General features: G+C 40.3%; 5 protein-coding genes. 1 reads left to right on the forward strand and 4 read right to left on the reverse strand.

Features of this window, described 5'->3' with window-relative positions:
- Nucleotides 1-326: 326 nt before the first annotated feature.
- Nucleotides 327-1,319, reverse strand: coding sequence for an NAD-dependent epimerase (locus CALSC_RS15460; protein WP_088242216.1), 993 nt, complete (start codon nucleotides 1,317-1,319; stop codon nucleotides 327-329).
- Nucleotides 1,320-1,679: 360 nt separating this feature from the next.
- On the opposite strand from CALSC_RS15460, the gene CALSC_RS15465 reads away from it, so the two are divergent.
- On the forward strand, nucleotides 1,680-4,136 hold the full coding sequence (locus CALSC_RS15465) for an ATP-dependent Clp protease ATP-binding subunit (protein ID WP_088242217.1): 2,457 nt from the start codon (nucleotides 1,680-1,682) through the stop codon (nucleotides 4,134-4,136).
- 62 nt (nucleotides 4,137-4,198) lie between these two features.
- Here CALSC_RS15465 and CALSC_RS15470 read toward each other — a convergent pair whose 3' ends face one another.
- The 3 genes from CALSC_RS15470 to CALSC_RS15480 all read right to left on the reverse strand — a co-directional run bounded on the left by CALSC_RS15470 (nucleotide 4,199) and on the right by CALSC_RS15480 (nucleotide 6,902).
- Nucleotides 4,199-5,653 carry a hypothetical protein gene (locus tag CALSC_RS15470; protein WP_088242218.1) on the reverse strand — a complete coding sequence of 485 codons (1,455 nt, stop codon included), beginning with the start codon at nucleotides 5,651-5,653 and terminating at the stop codon, nucleotides 4,199-4,201.
- A 182-nt stretch (nucleotides 5,654-5,835) separates the two neighbouring features.
- Complete coding sequence (locus tag CALSC_RS15475; protein WP_088242219.1) at nucleotides 5,836-6,561, reverse strand: precorrin-2 C(20)-methyltransferase; 726 nt, start codon at nucleotides 6,559-6,561, stop codon at nucleotides 5,836-5,838.
- Between the two features lie 23 nt (nucleotides 6,562-6,584).
- Nucleotides 6,585-6,902: a salt stress protein, Slr1339 family gene (locus tag CALSC_RS15480; RefSeq protein WP_407641945.1), complete on the reverse strand. Its 318-nt coding sequence runs from the start codon at nucleotides 6,900-6,902 to the stop codon at nucleotides 6,585-6,587.
- Nucleotides 6,903-6,906 lie beyond the last annotated feature (4 nt).

Here is a 6,906-nt window from a genome sequence, read left to right on the forward strand (position 1 = left end):
AACATATGACATGCAATATATGTTGATGATTAGTACGTATATTTAATTAACATTGAATCATCAAATCATAGGATAAATACACAAAACATGTAAATTATTCGTAAAGATAATAAATATTTTGCAATTGTAATAAGTAATAAATAGTAAGTTTACTGTTCATGGGTTTCAGTATTCAAAAATAGCCTAACGTGCTTTGGTTGTGCTATGCATAATCTTTTTCCAGTTTATGTGACCAAAAGAAGCAGGGATAAAACGGAATTTGTCCCTGCTCACCCTGCTCTCTGCTCCCCTGCCTTTTTGTGAACAGACCCAATTGAAATGTGGAACTAAGTTTTATAATAAGAGGTATACCAAGCAATAAATTTTTCCAGACCTACCTCAATGGAGGTACTGGGTCGAAAGCCAACGTTTTTAACCAAATCATCAACATCGGCATAAGTCATGGGCACATCACCTGGTTGCATTGGGAGTAAATTTTTTTCTGCCTTGATCCCTAAACAATCCTCCAGCACTTGGATAAAATGCATTAATTCCACAGGCTGATTATTACCGATGTTATAAATTTTGTAAGGAGCTTTGGTACTAGTTGAATCGGATTCATTGGCTTGGGGAAGCTTGTCTATGACACGGATGATGCCTTCTACAATATCATCAATATAGGTAAAATCCCTCTGCATTTTACCGTAATTATATACATCTATGGGTTGGCCAGCCAAAATTGCCTTAGTGAATTTAAAGTATGCCATATCTGGACGACCCCAAGAACCATAGACAGTAAAAAAACGCAGTCCGGTTGTAGGTAGACCATACAAATGGCTATAGGTGTGAGCCATTAACTCATTGGCTTTCTTGCTGGCAGCATACAAACTAACTGGATGGTCTACATTATCGCCTACAGAAAAAGGAATTTTGGTGTTAGCCCCATAGACTGAACTTGAAGAACCAAATACCAGGTGTTTCACTTGTGAGTGACGACATCCTTCTAAAATATTGACAAAGCCTACCAAGTTACTATCTACATAAGCATGGGGATTTTGCAAAGAATAACGGACACCAGCTTGAGCTGCGAGATTGACTACGACATCGAATTTTTGCTGGTCAAATAGCTGGGCTATTCCTTGACGATCTGCTAAATCTAATTTATGGAAACTAAAATTCGATTTATTTTTTAACTGAGTTAAACGGTCTTCTTTCAGAAAAACATCATAATAATCATTGAGATTATCTAGCCCAATCACAGTATCTCCCCTATTTAGAAGGCTTTGACTGAGATGGAAGCCAATAAATCCAGCAGCACCGGTAACTAAAATTTTTGTCATATAGCTTTTGTGGTAATTTTTGCTCATTAATGGTGGATATTTATGTATTAATATTAACAACTGTACTTATATCCATTGATTAATTCCCTTGAATGTAGGCAGACAACTGAAAGTTCCCTATCTGTGGGAAACTGGTAGAAAAGAAAAATTTAATTTAACTGATTATAAATCTGGAAAAATGACTGAAAAGGCTAGTTTTAGGGGAATAGGCGGCAAATACACCTTAAGGCTTACGGCTCTCCCTACTGCCACTCAACTTAGAATAAAGATACATTGTCCTTAAGCAAAGTATTATGGAAGTCCTGGTAAGGATGAAATTTATGATCATCCCGACCGTGCCGCGAGGGAGCAAGACCTGCTATGTTTGAACACTTTACTTCTGAAGCTATTAAGGTAGTTATGCTTGCCCAGGAGGAAGCACGTCGCCTGGGACATAATTTTGTAGGAACAGAACAAATTCTCTTAGGATTACTGGGAGAAAAAACTGGAATTGCTGCCGAAGTGCTAACTGAGTTGAACGTTACTCAAAAAGAAGCACGTCAAGAAGTTGAAAGAATTATTGGTAGGGGTTCTGGCTATTTACCGCCGGAAATTCCTTTTACTCCTAAAGTAAAAAGCCTATTTGAGCAAGCTTTTAAGGAAGCTCGCCGGTTGGGTAATAATTTTATTGGTACAGAACATTTACTTTTAGGATTAACTGAGGCTGGTGAAGGTGTCGCCATCAAGGTACTACAAAACTTAGGGGTTGACATTTCCCAGATTCGTAATTTAGTTATTCGTCGCTTGGGTGAAGTCGCATCTGTCGCACCAGGTGGTTTTGGTGGTGATGGAAGACGCTCCGGTGCCATCGCTCTAGAGGAATTTGGGAGAAATCTTTCCAAATTAGCTCAAGAAGGAAAAATCGACCCTGTGATTGGTCGAGAAAAGGAAATTGAACGTGCTATTCAAATTCTTGGTCGTCGAACCAAAAATAATCCAGTTCTGATTGGGGAACCAGGGGTTGGTAAAACTGCTATTGCTGAAGGTTTAGCACAACGGATTAATAATCAGGACGTTCCAGAAATTTTGCTGAATAAGCAAGTCTTTAGCCTTGATATGGGGTTATTGATCGCCGGAACTCGCTTCCGGGGTGATTTTGAAGAACGTCTGAAGAAAGTTGTCGAAGAAATTCGTGCTGCTGGTAATATCATCTTAGTCATTGACGAAGTTCACACTCTAGTTGGTGCTGGTGGTATTGAGGGGGGTATGGATGCTGCTAATATCCTCAAACCGGCTTTAGCTAGGGGGGAAATCCAGTGTTTGGGAGCTACTACTCTCAATGAGTATCGCCAGCATATTGAAAAGGATGCTGCCCTGGAGCGCCGTTTTCAACCGATTCTGGTGGGTGAGCCTTCCATAGAAGAAACGATCCAGATTTTACAAGGTCTGCGTGGGGTTTATGAACAACACCATCGGGTGAACATTGCTGATGCAGCTCTAGTCGCAGCAGCAGAATTGTCAGACCGCTATATTAGCGATCGCTTTTTGCCAGATAAAGCCATTGATTTAATTGATGAAGCTGGTTCCCGTGTGCGTTTGCGGAATTCCCTCAAGTCTGACGATAAAGAATTGAAGCGCGAATTTAATGGCATCATCAAGGATAAAGATGAAGCCGTGAGGGTACAGGATTTTGTTAAGGCTGGAGAATTGCGCGGTCAGGAATTAGAATTAGCTGCCAGACTGCAAAACTTACAAAATGGGGAACGGGTGAATATTCCCATGGTTGATGAGGAAGATATTGCCCAAATTGTTTCATCCTGGACTGGGGTACCAGTTAATAAGTTAACTGAATCTGAATCTGAGTTATTGCTCCAGTTGGAAGACACCCTCCATGAACGCTTAATTGGTCAAGAACAGGCTGTAACCTCTGTATCTCGTGCCATCCGGCGCGCTCGTGTGGGCTTAAAGAATGCCAATAGACCCATTGCTAGTTTCGTCTTTTCTGGTCCTACGGGAGTAGGAAAAACCGAATTAACTAAAGCTTTGGCATCCTACCTCTTTGGTTCCGAAGATGCCATGATTCGCTTGGATATGTCCGAGTATATGGAACGTCAAAATGTTTCCAAGCTAATTGGTTCACCTCCTGGTTATGTCGGATACGATGAAGGTGGGCAATTAACAGAGGCTGTGCGACGTAAACCCTATACAGTAGTGCTATTCGACGAAATTGAGAAGGCGCATCCCGATGTATTCAATATGCTGCTGCAAATTCTCGAAGATGGTCATCTCACGGATGCCAAGGGTCGGAAAGTCAATTTCAAGAATACCTTAATCATTTTGACTTCCAATATTGGTTCTAAGGTGATTGAAAAAGGTGGTGGTGGTTTAGGCTTTGAGTTGGCTAACAGTGAAGCAGACGCTACCTATCACCGCATCAAAAATCTCGTCAATGAGGAAATGAAAGCTTACTTCCGCCCAGAATTTCTCAATCGTCTGGATGAAATTATCGTCTTTACCCAACTCAAGCAAGACGAAATTAAGCAGATTGCAGAAATCATGCTCAAGGAAGTTGCTAGGCGGTTAACAGAAAAAGATATTAACCTAGAAGTTAGCGATCGCTTTAAGGATTTGGTAGTCAAAGAAGGTTACAATCCCAGTTATGGTGCTAGACCATTGCGTAGAGCAATTATGAATTATCTAGAGGATTCTCTCGCTGAAGCCATACTATCTGGTGAAATTAAGTCCGGTGATACAGCCTTTGTGGACGTTGATGAAGCAGATAAGGTGATAGTAAGTAACTCACAAACACGGGAATTACTACTAGCAAATGTTGGTTAGTTTCAGCTCGGTTAAATAATTTTGACTCCTAGTATTGCTACTAGGAGTTTTTTAATTATGCTTTAATTTTGTCTTTCTTTTTTAACTTGACGTAGTCTATCAATAAGTTTTTGACTACTGTTGGATGATGGAGATACCTGCACAGGATTCTTCAGCTTCACTGGTTGGTTAGCGGAAGTTGCTTGTTGCTTGCTACTGTTTGGTGATGGAGATACCTGTACAGGATTTTTCAGCTTCACTGGTTGGTTAGAGGTAGATTCTTGTTGCTTACCACTGTTTGTGTTTGTTGGCGGAGATATCTGTACAGGATTCTTCAGCTTCACTGGCTGGTTAGAGGTAGCTGCTTGCTGCTTTTTGGTATTTTGTAACTTCTGTTCTAAGGATTGATTCTTAGCAGGAGTCGCACCAGGTTTTATTTGGTTGTCAACAGCCACATTAGACTCATTCTTCTGGAAACTCAAACTAAATGGGTAAGAAGCAAGATTCTTACTCCCTGGTGGTGGATTTTTGAGAAAATACTTTCTGATAGCTACTTTCTGTGCAGGGGAAATGGAGCTATTCGATGGGAAAACCACATCTACTACTTTACGTTCAGCATCTACTACCAATGTCCCCGTGACTTTCCCTTGTAAAGCCACATTCTCTGTGGGAATTACTCGACGAATGACACGTTTCTCTTCAACCCCTGGATATTTTTGCTGAACTGATTGTCTCAAAGCTTGGTAGGAATTGAGTGCTGCGATTGCTTGATTTGAGGATGGAGATGGAGATGGGGATTGGGTTGTACTAGCTGGTGATTTTGGCTGATATTCTTGAAATTTCCCTGTCGCAGCAATACTATAGTTATCCCCAGATTGAAAAACTTGTTGGACACGAGCAACTAGCTGTTGATTACCAGCATTATTTGTGACTCTCTTTTGAGATTGGTTACTGGGAGGATTTTGATTTGTGTTGACTCCAGGAATACTTTTTGCTGGATCGACAATTGGCAATTTGCGGGAATTGCGATAATTTACAGCAGTTTTCCGGGAAGTATAAGGTTTGTAAGCAGAAGTATAGGGCTTATAAGCAGAGGTATAAGGTTTATAAGCACTTCTACCAGTATTAAATCTAGTACTAGGGGATAATCTAAAAGACTGCCTTTTAGGCAACGAGTAAGTGGGATATACCGATGTTGATTGTGGTAATGGTTGTAAAATTGAAGGGTTTGATGGAATGGGAGGTAATGGAGGCTGATTTGGCAGAGTCGAATTAATATTCGGTAGAGGTATTTGAGGTTGTAGTGCTACTTTGGGAGCAACTGCAGTTTTTGGCAGACGCTGCTGCTCTGCCTGACTTAGTTCTACAAGTCCAACAGCTTTTGATGTTCCTACCGTTTTTGGTTTATTAGATTCTACGGGCATCAACGGCAAAATGAAAGCTATGGCTCCATGGATACCAATCGAAGCTATAGCGGCTATACCTGTTGGCTGGCTTAAAAAATCTGGTATATTTTTGAAAACGGAGACGTAAGACATAGCTATTATCGTTCACTCGGCTCGTTTTATTAAATTGGACTGGCAATTATATACTATAGTTTAGAAAAAATAGAGCAAAATCAGCGTCCCATTACCAATAATAACTTCATCTGAATTAATCTATAAACAGGAAAATTGTCAAGTGGCTTTGATGAGTTATATAAACTAAACTAAACTAACAACTAAATTGAGTTGTTTCTCGGTATGATGTGTACAATCAAAATTGAGAAATAAGGCAATTCCAGATTTTGGCGATCGCTCAAGTCTGAATATATAACCATATCAGGTAAAGTTGCCTTGACTACGATACGACTGTTTGGCAGTAAACTACGCTGTTGCAAAAGTTGCCAGACTTGTTGGTAGACTGAGCTTACTTTCATTAAGACTATCACATCAGCCCAATCTAAAACTGTTTCCAATTCAGCAATTGCATAAATAGCAGGTAACACTGCCAATTTTTCCTGACGAATGGTTAAGGGATACCCCAAAACTGCTGCAGCTGCCATAGGAGAGCAAACTCCCGGTACTAATTCTACTTTTACTTCTGGATGTATTTGTTGTAAAGTTTGCGCCAAATACGTAAAGGTACTATAGAAGCTAACATCACCTTCACAGGCAAATGCCACATTTTTCCCAGTTTGTAAATATTGCCAAACCTTGTTTGCGGCTGCAATCCAAGCTTGAGTCAGCACAGATATATCTTGGACGTAAGGAAAAGTTAAGGCTAATTGTTCTTGATGCTGTTGCAACCAGGGTGTAATAATTTGTTGTGCCATGCCCTGTTTGCCATTTATCCCCGCAGGAAAAGCAACTACAGGGGATTGTTGCAGTAAGCGCAGTCCTTTAACTGTGATTAATTCCGGATCACCAGTCCCTACGCTAATACCATACAGAATACCTATATTCACAATTATTTATATCAACTTACCAGTTAATTTTGTAAATAATCCACTGCTGCTTCAAGTTTAGAAGAGTATTTCTCAGCAAACCTTTCAAACCAAAGTCCTTCTGGGGAAAATGGATCTAATTTCCCTAACCAATCTTGAGCCTGTTTTTGCAATGCTGCTAACTGTTGAGCTTTAAGTTGGGCTTGTTTGATGCGTTCTTGTTCTAATTGCTGCTGTTTTTGTAATTCTTCCGCTAAATCTTGTTGAGCAAAGTCAGCTTTTACCTCTGTTAGCAATCTATCTATACCATCACCACTGGGTACAGATGAAATCATCGGCTTTGTTTGAGGTGGCTGTGGCACAATA

The sequence above is a fragment of the Calothrix rhizosoleniae SC01 genome (assembly GCF_900185595.1).
GTDB lineage: Bacteria > Cyanobacteriota > Cyanobacteriia > Cyanobacteriales > Nostocaceae > Calothrix_A > Calothrix_A rhizosoleniae.

Coding starts and splice junctions, on each gene's coding strand:
- CALSC_RS15465 (WP_088242217.1), top strand. CDS start 1,680: ATGTTTGAACACTTTACTTCTGAAGCTATTAAGGTAGTTATGCTTGCC.
- CALSC_RS15470 (WP_088242218.1), bottom strand. CDS start 5,653: ATGTCTTACGTCTCCGTTTTCAAAAATATACCAGATTTTTTAAGCCAG.
- CALSC_RS15460 (WP_088242216.1), bottom strand. CDS start 1,319: ATGACAAAAATTTTAGTTACCGGTGCTGCTGGATTTATTGGCTTCCAT.